Here is a 14,594-nt window from a genome sequence, read left to right on the forward strand (position 1 = left end):
AGCCTAGGGCGCAACGACAATCGCAATCTTGCCGCGCACCCCGTGATTGGGACTCTCCAGCCGCGCATGGGCGAGCGGGATCTCGGCAAGCGCATAGACCGCGCCCACGTGCGGCCGTAGTTGGCCGCGCGCAACCAATGCGCTCAGTTCATCGAGCTTGCCGCGGTTCTGCCGCGTGAACACGAAGTGGTAGCTCGCATTCTTGCCCCAGGCCTGGATCAGGTTTTGCGGCTGGGCGATGTCCACGATCGAGACGACCCGCCCCAGTTGCGCCAGCGCATCGGGGCTGCGCGCCAGGCTATTGCCGCCAATGGTGTCGAACACGACGTCGACGCCGCGCCCGCCCGTCTCGCGCATGACGGCGTCGACGTAGTCTTCCTTTTCGTAGTCGATGACCCCGTCGGCGCCCATGCCGCGTGCGAATTCCGCGTTGGCTGCGCGCACGGTCGTGTACACCTGAGCTCCGATGGCCTTCGCCAGCTGGATCGCCACATGGCCGACGCCGCCCGCGCCGCCGTGCACCAGAACGCTCTCCCCGACTCTCAGCCCCGCGCGCACGACCAGCGCTTCCCAAGCGGTCCCGCCGACCAGGCTCAGGCTTGCCGCCTCCAGATGGCTGAGCGCGGGCGGCTTCCTGCCGACGATGCCTTCTGCTGCGACGTGGTACTCGGCATAGCTGCCCGGCCCGTCGAAGATTTGCGGGGTGTACCAGACTTCGTCGCCAGGAACGAAAGCCGTCACGCCCGGCCCCACGGCTTCAACCACGCCCGAGACGTCGTGCCCGGTGATGGCCGGCAGCGGCACCAGATCGGCATAGTCGCCGCGCCGGACCTGGTAATCCAGGGGATTGATCGAGGTGGCGTGTACTCGGACCAGGACTTGTCCCGCCTGCGGCACGGGCTTGGGCAGGTCGCGGAGTTCGAACGACTCCGGGCCGCCGAATGATTGGAGTGTCATCGCTTTCATGGCTTTCCTTGATTCGAAAAATAGGGATATCGGGAATTTCCGATATTTACCTGCAAAAAAATTACAGCTCTTTCCCGATGAGCCCGGCAAGAGCGCGTATGGTTGCTTCGTTCCGCTTGTAGTAGGTCCACTGACCAATGCGCCTGGCTTCCACCAGGCCGGCGCGTTGCAGCGTCGCCAGGTAGTCAGACACCGTGGACTGCGACAGCCCCACGCCTTCCTGGATGCTGCTGACGCAGACGCCCACCGTGTGAACATCGCCTTCGTCCTGCGGCGGGAAGTTCTTCGCGGGGTCCTTCAGTCCTTTGAGGATCTCAAGGCGCGTACGGTTGGAGAGGGCTTTGAATATTTCGAGCAGATCCATGCCGTCATAATATCGGGATTTCCCGATATGTCAATAAATTGGATTTGAGCCCTGCGTGCCGCGCCCTACTTGTCCACCGACCGCATGTCGCAAGTCGTCTCCGACGACGAGCAGATGCCGCGAAACCACGCCCGCCCGCGCGTGCGGTCCTTGGGCGCCAGCGGTTCGAACGTGTCGCTGTTGCGCAGCTCGTAGTCCAGCAACAGCCATTCGCCCTGGCAGGCGACGATGCCGCGCAGCGTGGCGCGCTCGGTCAGCCAGTCGCCGCCCAGGTCCAGCAAACGTTCACTGCCTGCATCCGGCCGGGCGTAGCCTCGCGCCGACTGGATGCCGACCTGCGCATCCGCGGCTTCGATCCAACCCTCGCCCCGATACACGGGCCGCGGCTTGCTCTGTTCGTCGCCGGTCTTGTCGTCGCTGGCGTTCCTGATCTTGAGCCAGCCGTCGCGCGCCTCGGTCACGTCGAAGGTCACGCTGTAGTAGTCGATCCCGGGATCGGGGCCGTCGCCGCGCGTCGTCGGCAGGCTGCCCACCACCGCCGCCTGAGCGGATGCCGCCGCGCGCACCTGGATGGCCGGCTTGTCGTTCGTCGTCCAGCCGGAGAAGCTGCATGCGGTCGGGCCGGGCGGGGTCCAGGCGGCAGGCTTGGAAGTGGTTTGGGCATTGATGGCGGGCGACACCGCCAGCGCGGCAAGCGCCAGGAGTATCCATCGCATGGTCATGGGCTTGGTCATGTGTCAGTTGCTGTTGATCCATTCCTGCGTATCCCGGACGAACCAGGGCAGATTCAGGCGCTCGCCTTCGCCGGATTGTATGGTCAGGCGTTGGTCCGAGGATCCAGGCGCGTTGTTCGTGCCCTGCCCCGTGGACGGAGAGCGGCTGCGATAGTCCAGCTCGGTTTGCTGGGGAGGTTTGTCCGCGCAAGCGGCGACCAAGGTGCATGCGGCTGCGGCAAGAACGGTCCGCAGCGCCGGACGAAGTATCTTCATGGTGTTCGGGTTCCCGCTGAAGGGCACAGGCCTGGGTGCCGGAAAATCAGGGCCTCCAGCCCATACCTTACTCGCAATGCGAGGCTCGCGTTGGCGTCTCAGATCGGCATGTTGAAATAGACGACCCGCTCCGTCTCCCTGAATCCCAGACGCGCATGCGTGGCCTGGCTTACGACATTGTCCAGCGCGGTATCCGAGGCCAGCTCCTTGCAGCCCCTGTCGCTGGCCCATGCCCGGACGGCAGCAATCAAGGCCCTGGCCGCGCCCTGCCGCCTGGCCTCGGGCATGACGTACAGGCCTTCCAGGAACGCCACCGGACTGGAGTCCGTTCCATTTACGTAGTCCGTCCTGATGGAAGCTTCGGCCAACCCAATCGCGAGCCCGTCGTCGGCGCGCACCAGGAACTGAACGTACCGGTCCGGCGCGCAGACCTGATCGTCCATATCGTCCTGATGCTCGGCAGCTGACGCGTCAGGCCAAAGCGCCATGCGCAGTTGGAGCCAGGCCTTATCCCGGGAGGAGGTAATTGCGGCGGTTTTCATGGACAGGGTTCGTTTTCCAGGTGACGCCCGAAAATTTATCACCCTGCCCCGCCCGCTGTCGAAACCCATCCGGCGTCGGCACGCGCGCCCTACTCCTGCACCGGCACCGTATAGTTCAGCGCCAGCCTGCCGCCATCCGCGTACACCGTCTGCCCGGTCACGTAGCTGGCGTCATCGCTGGCCAGGAACACCGCCACCTTGGCGACTTCGTCGGTCGATCCCAGGCGCTGCATCGGAATGCGCGACAGCACGGTCCGGCGGGCTTCGGGGTTGCTGGTGATCGTGGCCAGGATCTCGGTGTCGATGCTGCCGGGGCCGATGGCGTTGACGCGGATGCCGTGCGGCGCCAGGGACAGCGCCATCGACTTGGTCATCTGGCGCACCGCGCCCTTGCTGGCGCCGTATGCCAACTGGTCTGGCATCGCCAGTTCCGCCGTCATCGAGGACAGGGTCACGATGGCGCCGTTGCCGCGTCCGCCCGCCACCATGGCGCGCGCGGCGGCCTGCGCCACCAGGAAGGTGCCGCGCACGTTGACGTTCATGACCGCATCCAGGTCTTCCAGCTTCAGGTCCAGGAAGTCCGCCGCGCGGATCACGCCGGCGTTGCAGACGCAGATGTCCAGGCCGCCCCAGCGCCGCAGGCACTCGTCGGCCAGCTTCTGGGCGTCGGCCGGGTCGGTCACGTCGGCCACCAGCGCGGCGGCGCGATCGCCCAGGGCGCGGGCCGCGGCCATCAGTTCGGCCTCCTTGCGGTCGGCCAGCAGCACGTATGCGCCCTCGGCCGCGAAGCGCCGCGCGATCGCCAGTCCAATGCCCCCGGCCGCGCCGGTGACCAGCGCCACCTTGTCCTGCAATCTCATCTCAGACTCCTACGTAGGCGGCCACCAGGTCGGGCCGCTGGGACAATTCCGCCGAGCTGCCGCGCCACACCGTCACGCCCTTGTCGAGGATGACGTTGCGGTCCGACAGGCGCAGCAAGGCCGTGGTGTTCTTGTCCACCACGATCATCGACAAACCTTCGGCTTTCAATTGGGCCAGCACGCGCCAGATTTCGGCGCGCACCACCGGCGCCAGCCCTTCGGTGGCTTCGTCCAGCACCAGCAGGCTGGGGTTGGTCATCAGCGCCCGGCCCAGCGCCAGCATCTGCTGCTCGCCGCCGGATAGTTGCGTGCCCAGGTTGGCGCGGCGTTCGTGCAGGCGCGGAAACAGTTCATACACGCGTTCCAGCGTCCAGCCGCGGCCGCCGCCGCGGTGTATCGCCGTGGCGATCAGGTTCTCTTCCACCGTCAGGGTCGGGAAGATCTGGCGCCCTTCGGGCACCAGCGACAGGCCCAGCCGGCCGATGCGGTACGGCGCCAGTCCGCGCAGGGACCGTTCGCCGTAGCGGATGCTGCCCTGGCTGGCCGGCAGCAGGCCGAACAGGCATTTGATGACGGTGCTGCGGCCCATGCCGTTGCGGCCGATCAGGCCGACGACCTCGCCCTGGCCCACGTCCAGGTCTACGCCGAACAAGGCCTGGCAATGCCCGTAGGCCGCCGTCAATCCGCTGATGCTCAACATGGCGGGGCTCCTTATGCGTCGGCGTCGTCGCCCAGATAGGCGCGGCGCACGTCGGGATGGTTGCGTATCTGGTCCGCGCTGCCGGTGGCGATGACTTTGCCGTAGACCAGCACGCTGATGCGGTCGGCCAGCGCAAACACGGCGTTCATGTCGTGTTCGACCAGCACGATGGTGTAGCGGCCCTTCAGGCTTTGCAGCAAGGCGATCACGCCGGCGCTTTCGGCCGCGCTCATCCCGGCCATGGGCTCGTCCAGCAGCAGCACCGACGGCTCGCCCGCCAAGGCCATGGCAATCTCCAGCTGGCGGCGCTGGCCGTAGGCCAGGCTGTCCACCTGCGCCTCGGCCACATCTTCCAGCTGGCAGGCCCGCAGCGCCTCGGTCGCGGCGTCGACCACGTCGGCGCAATCGCGCAAGGCGGTCCAGCCCGACAGGCGCCGGCGGCGCTTGCGCAAGGCCGCCAGGCAGGCGTTGTCCAGCACCGTGTAGCTGTCGAACACCGAGGTCACCTGATAGGAACGCAGCATGCCCAGCGCCACGCGCTCCTGCACCGAGGCGCGGGAAACGTCGGAGGCGCCCAGGCGCACGGCGCCGCCATCGGGCCGCAGCTCGCCCGACAGCAGGTTGATCAAAGTCGTCTTGCCCGCGCCGTTGGGGCCGATCAGCGCGTGCAGTTCGCCAGGGGCCACGTCCAGCGACACGCCGTCGGTCGCCTTCAGGCCGCCGAAGCGGCGCACCAGGTCCTGCGTGGACAGTCCAACGGGCGCGGCAGCGGTTTGCGTGCTCATGCCGAAGCCTCCTTGGCGATCGCGTCCGGCGGGCGGCGGTCCTGTTGCTCACCCGCGGCCGGCGGCTGAGCCGCGGGCGCGGCGGGCGGCGGACGCCGCAGCCAGGCCAGCGAATTGGCATAGCCGCCCTTGGCCACCATGGCGATGATCACCACCGCCGGCCCCATCAGCAGCATCCAATGCTGCGTCATGCTCTTGAAGGCTTCTTCCATCAGCAGATAGGCAACGGCGCCGAAGATCGGACCCAGCACATTGCCCAGCCCGCCTATCACCACCATGACGATGAGCTCGCCCGACACCGGCCAGGACATGTAGCTGGGCGAGGCGAAGGCGGTCAGGTTGGCCAGCAGCAGCCCGGCCACGCCGGTCAGCACCCCAGAGGCCACGTAGGCCGTCAGACGCACGCCGAATACCGAGTAGCCCAGCGCGTCCACGCGGCGCGGGTTGGCATGGGTGGCGCGCAGGATCATGCCGAAGGGCGAGCGGCGCAGGCGCAGCATCGCCAGGCTGGACACCAGCAGCACCGCCCAGGCCGCCCAGTACACCGGCTGGCTGCCGCCCAGGTCGAACAGGCCGAAGGAACTGGCTTCGTAGATGTTCAGGCCGTCGTCGCCGCCATACTCGCGCAGGCTGACCGCCAGGAAATAGAACATCTGCGCAAACGCCAGCGTAATCATGATGAAGCCTATGCCCGAGGTGCGCAGGCAGACCGTGCCGACGATCAGCGCCACCAGCGCGCACACCGCGATGCAGACGGCCAGTTGCAGCCAGCCGTTGCCGAAGCCGTAATAGCTGAGGATGCCCACGGCATAGCAGCCCAGGCCCAGGAACATGGCGTGGCCGAAGCTCACCAATCCGGCAAAGCCCAGCACCAGGTTCAGCGCCAGCGCGGCCAACGCATAGATCAGGATGCGCGCGCCCAGCGTCACGTAGAACGGTTCGCCCAGCCATTGCGCCACGAAAGGCACGCCGGCCAGGACCAGGAACAGCAAGGGCAGCGCCCAGCGCCGGTATGTGTGTTCTTGCATGATGATCCAACCCCAGTACAAGCGCGCGTCAACGACGCGCCGAGAAGACCAGGCCTTGCGGCCGGAACGCCAGCACCACGGCCATCAGCACGTAGATCAGCATGGAAGCCAGGGCCGGCCCGACCGCGTTGGCGACGGAGGCGTCGAACACGGCGCGCAGCAGGTCGGGCAGGAAGGCCCGGCCCAGCGTGTCTATCATCGCGATCAGCAGCGCCGCGACCAGCGTGCCGCGCACCGAGCCGATGCCGCCGACCACGATCACCACCAGCGCCAGGATCAGCACCGGCTCGCCCATGCCGGACTGCACCGAAAGGATCGGCCCCGCCAACGCCCCCGCCACGCCGGCCAGCACCGCGCCCAGCAGGAACAGCAGCGTCTTCTGCAGGTCCACGTTGGCGCCCAGCACGCTGGCCATGGGCGCGTTGCTGGCGCCCGCGCGGATCAGCATGCCGAAGCGCGTGCGCTGGATCAGGAACCAGGCGCCCACCGCCACCAGCGCACCCACGCCGATGATCATCAGGCGATACACCGGATAGTCGTTGCCGAACAGGCTGACGGCACCTTCCAGCCCCTGCGGCACGGCGGCGTAATACGGCCGGCTGCCCCAGATGACGGAAGCCAGTTCATTGAAGAACATCATCAGCCCGAAGGTGGCCAGCACTTGGTACAGGTGGTCGTGCTTGTACAGCGGCCGCGCGATCAGGCGTTCCAGCGCCACGCCCACCAGGCCGCTGCCCGTCACCGCCGCCAGGATGGCGAAGGCGAACGAGCCGCTGGCGTTGTAGGCGGTGGCGCCCAGGAAAGCGCCAATCATGTACAGCGACCCGTGCGCCAGGTTGATGAAGTTCATGATGCCGAAGATCAGGGTCAGCCCCGAGGACAGCAGGAACAGCAAGGCGCCGAGCTGCAGGCCATTGAGCATCTGCGACAACAGCAAGGATCCGTTCATGGGGCGTCTCCCGGGACGGTTACTTCAGCGGGCAGTCCGCCACGTAGGCGTCCTGGTGGTCGGTGAACACCTTGGCCAGCTGCTTCAGGCCCACGCTGTCGCCTTCCTTCACGACCTGATAGGCATACAGGTCCTGCACCGGCATGTTGTTGCTGTTGAAGCGGAACTTGCCGCGCACCGTGGGGAAGTTGGCGCCGGCGGCCTTTACCGCCGCGGCCAGCGCCTTGCTGTCGCCGACCTTGCCGCCCTGCTGCTTGATGGCGGCATCCAGCAGGAACGCCGCGTCATAGCCGCCTACCGCATATTCCGACGGCAAGCGGCCGTACTTGGCCTTGAAGGCCTCGACGAACTTGCGGTTCTGCGGGTTGTCCAGCGTGGTGGCCCAAGGCGTGCCGTAGATCGCGCCCACCGCCTGTTCCTTCAGCGCGGTCAGCGTGTTGGAGTCGATCAGGCTTTCCGAGAAGAACGGCAGTTTTTCCATCAGGCCGGCCTGGCGCAGCTGGCGCACGAAGTTCACGCCCACCCCGCCGGTGTAGAACACGAACAGCGCGTCGGGCGAGGCCGACTGCATGCGCGAGATCTCGGCCGAATAATCCAGCTGCCCCAGCTGGGTGTAGATCTCGTCGGCGGGCGCGGCGCCATAGAAGCGCTTGAAGCCAGCCAGCTTGTCCTTGCCGGCCTGGTAGTTGGACGACATCAGGTAGGCGCGCTTGTAGCCCTGGTCCTTGACGTACTTGCCCATGGCTTCGGACATGCTGTCGTTCTGCCAGCCGAGTACGAACAGGTTGGGCAGGCACATGCGGCCGGCGATGGGCGCGGGCCCGGCATTGGTGGACAGGGCCACCACGCCCGACTCCTTGATGCGCCGCAGTTCGGCCATGAGCACATTGGAGAAGCCCAGGCCGACGATCACGTCCACCTTGTCCTTCTCGATGAACTTCTGCACGATCTGCGCGCCCACGTCGGGCTTGAGCTGGTCGTCGTCGCGGATCACCACGGCCTTCTGGCCGCCCAGGCTGCCGCCCAGCTGCTCGATGCCCAACATCAGGCCGTCGTATTGATCCTGGCCCAATGCCGCCTGGGGGCCGGACAGCACCCCGGTAAAGCCGATGCGGATGTCCGCCATTGCGGCGTTGGCCACGGTCAAGGCCGCGACCGCGGCCAGCGCGGACAGGCCGCGTGCGTATGCTTGCATGCTAAGTCTCCTTGGGGGATGGACGGCGGCGCCGTTCTGCGCGGCGCCTGCCGGTACTAAGGCTTGCTTACAGGTCAGAGCTTCACGCAGACATTGCGCAGCTCCGTGTAGAACTCGAGCGAATGCACGCCGCCCTCGCGGCCGATGCCGGACTGCTTGGCCCCGCCGAAGGCCGTGCGCAGGTCGCGCAGGAACCAGGAATTGATCCAGCAGATGCCCACTTCCAGGGCCTGCCCCATGCGATGGGCGGTGCCCACGTTGCTGGTCCAGACCGAGGCCGCCAGGCCGTAGGGCGTGGCGTTGGCCAGCGCGACGGCTTCTTCTTCCGTGTCGAAGGGCGCGATGTGGCAGCAGGGGCCGAAGATTTCCTGCTGGATCACGGCCGAGGTTTCCGGCAGTCCGGTCCACACGGTGGGCTGGATCCACGCGCCGCCGGCCAGCTCATCCGGCATGTCCGGCACGCCGCCGCCCGCGACCACCGTGGCGCCCTCTTCGCGGGCGCGGGCGTAGTAGCCCAGCACCTTGTCGCGGTGACGCTGCGAGATCAGCGGCCCCAGGTTGACGCCAGGATCCTTCGGACGGCCCAGCTTGAAGCCGCGGGCGCGCTCGCCCAGCGCCGCCACGAAGCGGTCGAAGATCGGCCGCTGCACGTAGACGCGCTCGGTGCCCAGGCAGACCTGCCCGGTGTTGTCGAAGGCGGCGCGCGCGATGCCGGCCACCGCCTTGTCGAAGTCCGCGTCGGCGAACACGATGCCCGCGTTCTTGCCGCCCAGTTCGAAGGACACGGGGCGCACGCCCACCGCCGCGGCCTGCATGATGGCTTCGCCGGTGCGGGTTTCGCCGGTGAAGGTGATGCCGTCGACCAGCGGATGGCGCGTGAGCTTTTCGCCCGCCGAGCCGGGGCCGCGGCCATGCACCACGTTATAGACGCCGGGCGGCACGCCGACCTCGTTCATGACTTCGCCCAGCAGCGTGGCCGTGGCCGGGGTGTCTTCGGAAGGCTTGACCACCACGGTGTTGCCGCAGGCCAGCGCCGGCCCCACCTTCCAGGTCATCAGCAGCAGCGGCAGGTTCCAGGGGCAGATCACGCCGATCACGCCGCGCGGCACGCGCACGCCGTAGTTCAGGGCATGGCCGCCATCCGGCGTTTCCAGGTCGAAGGTCTCGTTGGGAATGTTGCGCACCAGGTCGGCGAAGATCTTGAAGTTCGCCGCGCCGCGCGGAATGTCCAGATGGCTGGCCAGGTCGTAGGGCTTGCCGGTGTCGGCGATCTCGGCATCGACGAACTCGTCGAAGCGGCGGATGATGCCGTCGGCCACCGCGTGCAGCAGCTCCACGCGCTGCTGCGTCTTGAGTTTGCCCCAGGGGCCGCGCAGCGCCGCCTTGGCGGCCCGCACGGCGGCGTCGACCTCGGCGTCGCCGGCCTCGTGGATGCGTCCGATCAGGCGGTTGTCGACCGGATCGCGGTTGTCGAACGTCTTGTCCGTGGCGACCCATTCGCCGTTGATGAAATTGCGGAAATCGGTCATTGCGTCCTCGGTTGTGACAGGTCTGCCAGCGCCGCTTCAGGGTCGCCGGCGGTCAGGTATTCCCACATGCGCTCGTAGATGCGGCCCGTGCCCACGGCGCGGGTAGCCGCCTCTTCCGGCGAGAGCGTGGGCGCGCCTTCGGCCAGGCCGGCCGAGCGCAGTTGCCATTCGATGCGCGCGGCATCCTCCAGATACCAGGTCAGCACCACGGCATGCATCAGCGATTCGGCCGCCACCACCGCGCCGTTGCCGCGCATGGCCACGGCGCGCGCCGCGCCCAGGGTCTGGGCCACGCCGCGCGCCTGGGCGTCGCTGCGCACCAGTTGCGGATCGTCCCAGAGCGGCACGGACGGAGAAAAATACGAGCCCATGCCATGGCGCGGCTGCGGCGTCAGCCGGGCCGAGGACAGCGTCATGACCGTGGGTGGCATGGAACGCACCACCCCGCCCACTTCGGGGCGCTTGCGGTAGATGTGCTGATGGATGCGGACCTCGCCCAGCACGCCCTCGGGCAGCTCGCCATGCACCGGCACCACCGTGCCCGCCTCGCCCGGTTCGATCAGGCCCATGGGCCGCGCGGCGCATACCAGGAAGTGACCGGCGTCGAGGCGGCTGCTGCAATGGCCGTAGGCGTGGACCAGGCCGGCGCGGGCCAGGCCGCGCGCCGCCGCCCGCACCAGGGCTTCCTGGCCGGCGTCGGCTTTCATCGGCGCGGCGCTCACGTCTTGAACTCCGGGATGTCGGGCTTGGCGCCCCACATGCAGAACGAGGACGGCACCGCGGGAAAGCTGCGCGGCCGGTAGGTCTTCTCGTCTTCGGCGGTGATCAGGCGCACGCCGGTGGAGTATTCGTAGATCATGCCGTCGGGGCCGTCGAAATACAGGAACATCGCCCCCGAGGTCGGATGCCGCCCGGGGCCGAAGCGGATCGGCACCTGCCATTCCTTCAGCTGATACCAGGCGCGCATGATGTCGTCGATGCTTTCGACCTGGTGGTTGATGTGCTGCACGCCCGGATAGCTGGACGGGAACAGCGCAATCTTGTGGTGCACTTCGTCGATGCGCAGCAGCGGCGCTTCGCCGATGCGGTCGCTGACCCGGGCCGACAGCAGGCCGGTCCAGAAGGCTTCGTCGCGCCGCGCGTCCAGCGTGCGCAGGCCGATATGCGAAAAGCCGGTCACGCCCGCATCGCGGCTGGGGAAGTAGCGGCGGCCGCTGTGATGCGGCGCGTGCACCAGCTCGATTCGGTTGCCGGAGGGGTCGATGAAACTGAGGAAATCGCGCACGTAGCGCTGCTCGGCGTCCTCGCGCTTGCCTGCGGCGACCTGATAGCCGCTGCGCTCCAGCACCGCGCCGGCATGCTCGAGTTCTTCGGACGTGTCCACTTCGAATGCGGTGGTGTGGTCGCGCGGATCGCCTTCGAAGTAGCAAAGGGTGTGGTCGCGCGAGTCGGACTTGAAGTAGACCGCGCCGTGCTCCTTGCGCGCCACTTCCAGCCCCAGCACCGCGGTCGCGTAGCGGACCGCGGATTCCAGGTCGCGGGTACCCAGCCGGACGTACCGGATGTCGTGTAGCCGTATCACTGCTTGTCTCCAGGTTGCGCCTGCCGCCGGCTCCGTGCCGGTCGTGGTCTCGACGCTTTTTTTCTACGATAAGCAGCATAAATCTCGGCGTCAATAATTTTTATCGAGATTTTTTGAACGCAGTGATAAAGTAGCTCCCATGTCAGACGGCGCCACCCTCCCCCCGCTCGCCCATTCCGCCTCGGCCAACACCCTGGTCGGCGCGGCCTATGTCAACCTGCGCCGCGACATCATCCAGGGCGTGCATCCGCCAGGTTCCCGCCTGCGGGTCGAACACCTGAAGGACGATTACGGCGTGGGCGCAGGCACGCTGCGCGAGGCGCTGGCGCTGCTGGTGTCGGACGCGCTGGTCATCGCGCAAGGACAACGCGGCTTCCACGTCACGCCGATCTCGCTGGAAGACTTCCGCGACATCACCGAGAACCGCGTGCTGCTTGAAACCCAGGCCCTGCGCCAGTCCATCGCGCTGGGCGACGACGACTGGGAAAGCGCGGTGCTGGCCGCCTTCCACCGGCTGAGCAAGGCCGAACAGCGCCTGGCCGCCGACCCCGACACCCGCTTTGAAGAATGGGAACAGCGCAACCGCGAATTCCACCGCGAACTGATCCGCGCCTGTCCCTCGCGCTGGCTGCATCATTTCCTGGGCATCCTGTACCAGCAGGCCGAGCGCTACCGCCGCCTGACCGTCACGCGCAAACCCATCGCGCGCGACCTGGACGATGAACACAAGGGCATCCTGGACGCCACGCTGGCGCGCGATGCCGACCGCGCCTGTAACCTGCTGGCCGCCCACATCCGCCTGACCTACGACGCCGTGGCGCGCCTGCCGCCCACGCTGTTCACCCCAGGCTGAACGCCGCGCGCAGTTGAAAAAAACCCACACCGGCGCGCGCCTACCCGTTGCTTCGCCTACACCACTTCTATAGAATCTTCAATTCGGGCCTCTGCCCATTCCTTTTCCCCCACATCTCACACTACTGGGAGGCGCAAGATGATGAATCCGCATACCGCCATCCCGCGCGTGTCCCCGCGACGCCATTAAGTCGTCGCCCGCGCGGACCCATCGCTGGATGCCTATCTAGCGACTGGTCCTCCGTGCCTGCCCCAAAAACCTGAACGCAATCGCCCGCGCCTCGCCGCGCAGGCCGCTCCTTCCTCTTTCCACACAAGGACTCCCGGCGTCCTGGTGACGCCGGGCCATTGCAATGGCCAGAAAAAAAATCGATCTACGAGGACAGACCTTCAAGGATGTCCTTGGCTTTACCTTCCGCCATTGGCGCGCGCAGCCCTGGCGTACCTCCGGCATCATCGTGCTCGCCCTGCTGTCGGCGGTGACCGATGTGCTGACGCCGCTGTACGCCGGCAAACTGGTTGACGCAGTGGCCTCGGGCGCGGCCGGCGACGAAATCGTCTGGAGCGCGGCCGTCACCGCGTTCTGGCTGCTGATCGCGCTGGGCATCGGCGGCACGCTGCTGCGCCAGGCCATATTCCAGAACATCATCACCTTCACACTGAAGATGATGAATGGGATCGTGTCCAGCGCGTTCTACCGCGTGCAGCGCTTTTCCACGGACTGGCACGCCAACAGCTTCGCCGGCTCCACGGTGCGCAAGATCACGCGCGGCATGTGGGCGGTGGACATCCTCAACGACACGCTGCTGATCGCGTTGTTGCCGTCGGTCGTGATGCTGGTGGGCGCCACCGCCCTGCTGGGCGCGCACTGGCCCATCATGGGGCTGGTGGTGGGCCTGGGCTCGGTGCTGTACATCGCCGTGACCGCGGCGTTGTCGCTGGGCTATGTGGCGCCGGCCGCGCGCCTGGGCAACGCGTGGGACACGCGCATGGGCGGCGCGCTGGCCGACGCCGTCAGCTGCAATGCGGTCGTCAAGGCCTTCGGCGCCGAAGCGCGCGAAGAAGTCAGGCTGGACCGCGTCGTCGACAAATGGCGCCGCCGCACGCGCCGCACCTGGATCCGCGGCACGATCAACGGCGGCATCCAGGGCGCCATGCTGGTCGCCATGCAGGCGGGCATCCTGGGCGCGTCGCTGCTGCTGTGGTCGCGCGGCCAGGCCAGCGTGGGCGACATCACCTTCGCCCTGACGATGTTCTTCATGCTGCAAGGCTATCTGCGCGACGTGGGCATGCACATCCGCAACCTGCAACGTTCGGTCAACGACATGGAAGAACTGGTCGCGCTGGAAAAGCAGCCGCTGGGCGTGGACGACCGGCCCGGCGCGGGCGAACTGCGCGTCACGGCCGGCGAGATCCGCTTCGAGGACGTGACGTTCCGCTATGGCGCGCACGACAAGGCGCTGTATGACCATTTCTCGGTGCGCATCGCCCCGGGCGAACGGGTCGGCCTGGTCGGCCATTCGGGTTCCGGCAAGACCACGTTCATCAAGCTGATCCAGCGCCTGTACGACGTGAACGATGGCCGCATCACGATCGACGGGCAGGACATCGCCCAGGCGCGGCAGGCGTCCTTGCGCAGCCAGATCGCCATCGTGCAGCAGGAACCCGTGCTGTTCCACCGCACGCTGGCGGAGAACATCGCCTATGCCCGCCCCGGCGCCACGCAGGCCGAGATCGAGCAGGCGGCAAGGCTGGCCAGCGCCCATGACTTCATCATGGCGCTGCCCAAGGGCTACGACACGCTGGTCGGCGAACGCGGCGTCAAGCTGTCGGGCGGCGAACGCCAGCGCGTGGCCCTGGCCCGCGCCTTCCTGGCCGATGCGCCCATCCTGATCCTGGACGAAGCCACGTCCAGCCTGGACAGCGAAAGCGAAGTGCTGATCCAACAGGCCATGGACCGCCTGATGGTGGGCCGCACCACGCTGGTGGTGGCGCACCGCCTGTCCACGGTGCGCGCGCTGGACCGCCTGCTGGTGATGGACCGCGGCCGCGTCATCGAGGAAGGCAGCCACGACGCGCTGATCCGCCTGAAGGGCGGCCTGTACCGGCGCCTGTTCGAACGCCAGGCGCTGGAGCTGACCAAGGGCCTGACGCAGTCGGAGCTGCTGGAGGACGGCGCGGTCCCGCCGCGGCCGAAGGACGAGGAAGCCGACGAGTCCTCGTACGCCTACGCCAAGTAAGCCTGGCGGCCGG

General features: G+C 67.3%; 16 protein-coding genes. 2 read left to right on the forward strand and 14 right to left on the reverse strand.

The features are described 5' to 3' along the window. Window positions 1–3: 3 nt before the first annotated feature. From IAG39_RS19245 to IAG39_RS19310, 14 genes are all read right to left on the reverse strand, one after another. Window positions 4–966, reverse strand: a complete 963-nt coding sequence (locus IAG39_RS19245) for a zinc-dependent alcohol dehydrogenase family protein (RefSeq protein WP_118932990.1) — start codon at window positions 964–966, stop codon at window positions 4–6. A gap of 61 nt (window positions 967–1,027) precedes the next feature. After that, on the reverse strand, window positions 1,028–1,330 hold the full coding sequence (locus tag IAG39_RS19250) for an ArsR/SmtB family transcription factor (RefSeq protein ID WP_054456511.1): 303 nt from the start codon (window positions 1,328–1,330) through the stop codon (window positions 1,028–1,030). 65 nt (window positions 1,331–1,395) lie between these two features. Further along, the gene (locus IAG39_RS19255; protein WP_223283388.1) at window positions 1,396–2,064 is read right to left on the reverse strand and encodes a hypothetical protein; all 669 of its coding nucleotides are present in this window, start codon (window positions 2,062–2,064) and stop codon (window positions 1,396–1,398) included. Window positions 2,065–2,067: 3 nt separating this feature from the next. Beyond that, window positions 2,068–2,319: a hypothetical protein gene (locus IAG39_RS19260; RefSeq protein ID WP_118933037.1), complete on the reverse strand. Its 252-nt coding sequence runs from the start codon at window positions 2,317–2,319 to the stop codon at window positions 2,068–2,070. Window positions 2,320–2,417: 98 nt separating this feature from the next. Next, the gene (aac(6'), locus tag IAG39_RS19265; protein WP_118932989.1) at window positions 2,418–2,861 is read right to left on the reverse strand and encodes an aminoglycoside 6'-N-acetyltransferase; all 444 of its coding nucleotides are present in this window, start codon (window positions 2,859–2,861) and stop codon (window positions 2,418–2,420) included. Window positions 2,862–2,950: 89 nt separating this feature from the next. Further along, window positions 2,951–3,721 (reverse strand): SDR family NAD(P)-dependent oxidoreductase, encoded by a 771-nt coding sequence (locus IAG39_RS19270; RefSeq protein WP_118932988.1) that lies wholly within the window; start codon window positions 3,719–3,721, stop codon window positions 2,951–2,953. Window position 3,722: 1 nt separating this feature from the next. Beyond that, window positions 3,723–4,421 carry an ABC transporter ATP-binding protein gene (locus IAG39_RS19275; RefSeq protein ID WP_118932987.1) on the reverse strand — a complete coding sequence of 233 codons (699 nt, stop codon included), beginning with the start codon at window positions 4,419–4,421 and terminating at the stop codon, window positions 3,723–3,725. A gap of 11 nt (window positions 4,422–4,432) precedes the next feature. Beyond that, window positions 4,433–5,206 (reverse strand): ABC transporter ATP-binding protein, encoded by a 774-nt coding sequence (locus tag IAG39_RS19280; RefSeq protein ID WP_118932986.1) that lies wholly within the window; start codon window positions 5,204–5,206, stop codon window positions 4,433–4,435. Then, window positions 5,203–6,234, reverse strand: a complete 1,032-nt coding sequence (locus IAG39_RS19285) for a branched-chain amino acid ABC transporter permease (protein WP_059374463.1) — start codon at window positions 6,232–6,234, stop codon at window positions 5,203–5,205. Before IAG39_RS19285 ends, IAG39_RS19280 begins: the two co-directional genes overlap by 4 nt. A gap of 28 nt (window positions 6,235–6,262) precedes the next feature. Further along, window positions 6,263–7,183 (reverse strand): branched-chain amino acid ABC transporter permease, encoded by a 921-nt coding sequence (locus tag IAG39_RS19290; RefSeq protein ID WP_059374177.1) that lies wholly within the window; start codon window positions 7,181–7,183, stop codon window positions 6,263–6,265. Between the two features lie 19 nt (window positions 7,184–7,202). Continuing rightward, window positions 7,203–8,378: an ABC transporter substrate-binding protein gene (locus tag IAG39_RS19295; protein ID WP_059374176.1), complete on the reverse strand. Its 1,176-nt coding sequence runs from the start codon at window positions 8,376–8,378 to the stop codon at window positions 7,203–7,205. Window positions 8,379–8,452: 74 nt separating this feature from the next. Further along, the gene (locus IAG39_RS19300; RefSeq protein WP_059374175.1) at window positions 8,453–9,907 is read right to left on the reverse strand and encodes a 2-hydroxymuconic semialdehyde dehydrogenase; all 1,455 of its coding nucleotides are present in this window, start codon (window positions 9,905–9,907) and stop codon (window positions 8,453–8,455) included. Further along, window positions 9,904–10,629: a class II aldolase/adducin family protein gene (locus tag IAG39_RS19305; RefSeq protein WP_240633286.1), complete on the reverse strand. Its 726-nt coding sequence runs from the start codon at window positions 10,627–10,629 to the stop codon at window positions 9,904–9,906. Before IAG39_RS19305 ends, IAG39_RS19300 begins: the two co-directional genes overlap by 4 nt. Next, the gene (locus tag IAG39_RS19310; RefSeq protein ID WP_054456504.1) at window positions 10,626–11,489 is read right to left on the reverse strand and encodes a VOC family protein; all 864 of its coding nucleotides are present in this window, start codon (window positions 11,487–11,489) and stop codon (window positions 10,626–10,628) included. Before IAG39_RS19310 ends, IAG39_RS19305 begins: the two co-directional genes overlap by 4 nt. A gap of 139 nt (window positions 11,490–11,628) precedes the next feature. Here IAG39_RS19310 and IAG39_RS19315 point away from each other — a divergent pair, with 139 nt between their 5' ends. Together IAG39_RS19315 and IAG39_RS19320 are read left to right on the forward strand one after the other, a co-directional pair. Continuing rightward, window positions 11,629–12,342: a GntR family transcriptional regulator gene (locus IAG39_RS19315; RefSeq protein ID WP_187774052.1), complete on the forward strand. Its 714-nt coding sequence runs from the start codon at window positions 11,629–11,631 to the stop codon at window positions 12,340–12,342. Between the two features lie 352 nt (window positions 12,343–12,694). After that, window positions 12,695–14,581: an ABC transporter ATP-binding protein gene (locus IAG39_RS19320; protein ID WP_059380583.1), complete on the forward strand. Its 1,887-nt coding sequence runs from the start codon at window positions 12,695–12,697 to the stop codon at window positions 14,579–14,581. Window positions 14,582–14,594: the final 13 nt, after the last annotated feature.

The sequence above is a fragment of the Achromobacter xylosoxidans genome (assembly GCF_014490035.1).
Classification (GTDB): Bacteria; Pseudomonadota; Gammaproteobacteria; order Burkholderiales; family Burkholderiaceae_B; genus Achromobacter; species Achromobacter bronchisepticus_A.